The organism is Modicisalibacter radicis (genome assembly GCF_900961225.1).
In the GTDB taxonomy this organism is placed as follows: Bacteria; Pseudomonadota; Gammaproteobacteria; order Pseudomonadales; family Halomonadaceae; genus Modicisalibacter.
The window spans coordinates 1-1536 of the sequence record NZ_CAAHFN010000103.1 but is presented as its reverse complement, the minus strand read 5'-3'; the positions used below and the strand labels follow the sequence as shown (position 1 = coordinate 1536).

The window sequence follows — 1536 nt, the reverse complement described above, 5'->3', positions numbered from 1 at the left end:
AGGAGCACGCGCCATGATCTACGCCAACCCCGGAAGCGACGGCAGCGTCGTCGGCTTCGAGAAACGCTATGGCAATTACATCGGCGGCGAGTTCGTCGCCCCGGTCAAGGGCCAGTACTTCGACAACGTCACGCCGATCACCGGCGAGGTGTTCTGCGAGATCCCGCGCTCGAGCGCCGAGGACATAGACAAGGCCCTCGACGCCGCCCACGCGGCCGCCCCGGCCTGGGGCAGGACCTCGGCCACCGAGCGTGGCAACCTCCTGCTGAAGATCGCCGAGCGCATCGAGCAGAACCTGGAGATGCTCGCCGTCGCCGAGAGCTGGGACAACGGCAAGGCGGTGCGCGAGACGCTCAACGCCGACATGCCGCTGGCGGTGGATCATTTCCGCTACTTCGCCGGCTGCATTCGCGCCCAGGAGGGCACCGCGGCGGACATCGACGCCAATACCGTGTCCTATCACTTCCATGAGCCGCTGGGCGTGGTCGGCCAGATCATCCCCTGGAACTTCCCGATCCTGATGGCGGTGTGGAAACTGGCCCCGGCGCTGGCGGCGGGCAACTGCGTGGTGCTCAAGCCCGCCGAACAGACCCCGGCGTCGATCCTCAAGCTGATGGAGCTGATCGGCGACCTGTTGCCGGCGGGGGTGGTCAACATCGTCAACGGCCTCGGCGAGGAAGCCGGCCAGGCGCTGGCGAGCAGCAAGCGCATCGCCAAGATCGCCTTCACCGGCTCGACGCCGGTCGGTGCGCACATCCTCAAGTGCGCCGCCGACAACATCATCCCCTCGACGGTGGAACTGGGCGGCAAGTCGCCCAACGTCTATTTCGCCGACATCATGAACGCCGAGCCGGAATTCATCGACAAGGCGGTGGAAGGGCTGGTGCTGGCGTTCTTCAATCAGGGCGAGGTCTGCACCTGCCCGTCGCGGGCGCTGATCCAGGAAGCCATGTACGAGCCCTTCATGGCCAAGGTGATGGAGCGCACCCGGGCGATCAAGCGCGGCAATCCGCTGGACACCGAGGTCCAGGTGGGCGCCCAGGCCAGCCAGGAGCAGTACGACAAGATCATGAGCTACATGGACGTGGCCCGCGAGGAGGGTGCCGAATTCCTCACCGGCGGCGGCAAGGAGAGCTTCGATCCGGCCTACGACAAGGGCTACTACATCCAGCCGACGCTGCTCAAGGGCGACAACAGCATGCGCGTGTTCCAGGAGGAGATCTTCGGCCCGGTGGTGGCGGTGACCACCTTCAAGGACGAGGCGGAGGCGCTGGCGATCGCCAACGACACCGAGTTCGGCCTGGGCGCCGGGGTCTGGACCCGCGACATGAACGTCGCCTTCCGCATGGGGCGCGGCATCCAGGCGGGCCGGGTGTGGACCAACTGCTACCACCAGTACCCGGCGCATGCCGCCTTCGGCGGCTACAAGAAGTCCGGCGTGGGTCGCGAGACCCACAAGATGGCGCTGGAGCACTATCAGCAGACCAAGAACCTGCTGGTCAGCTACGACACCAACCCGCTGGGCTTCTTCTGAGC

The 1536-nt window shown here is 66.1% G+C and carries 1 protein-coding gene; it reads left to right on the top strand.

Annotated elements, in window-relative coordinates; all coding sequences use genetic code 11:
• Nucleotides 1–13 precede the first annotated feature (13 nt).
• A complete protein-coding gene (gene exaC, locus HR9077_RS18175; RefSeq protein ID WP_136068720.1) occupies nucleotides 14–1534 on the top strand; it encodes an acetaldehyde dehydrogenase ExaC in 1521 nt (506 codons plus the stop codon).
• Nucleotides 1535–1536: the final 2 nt, after the last annotated feature.

Coding starts and splice junctions, on each gene's coding strand:
- exaC (WP_136068720.1), top strand. CDS start 14: ATGATCTACGCCAACCCCGGAAGCGACGGCAGCGTCGTCGGCTTCGAG.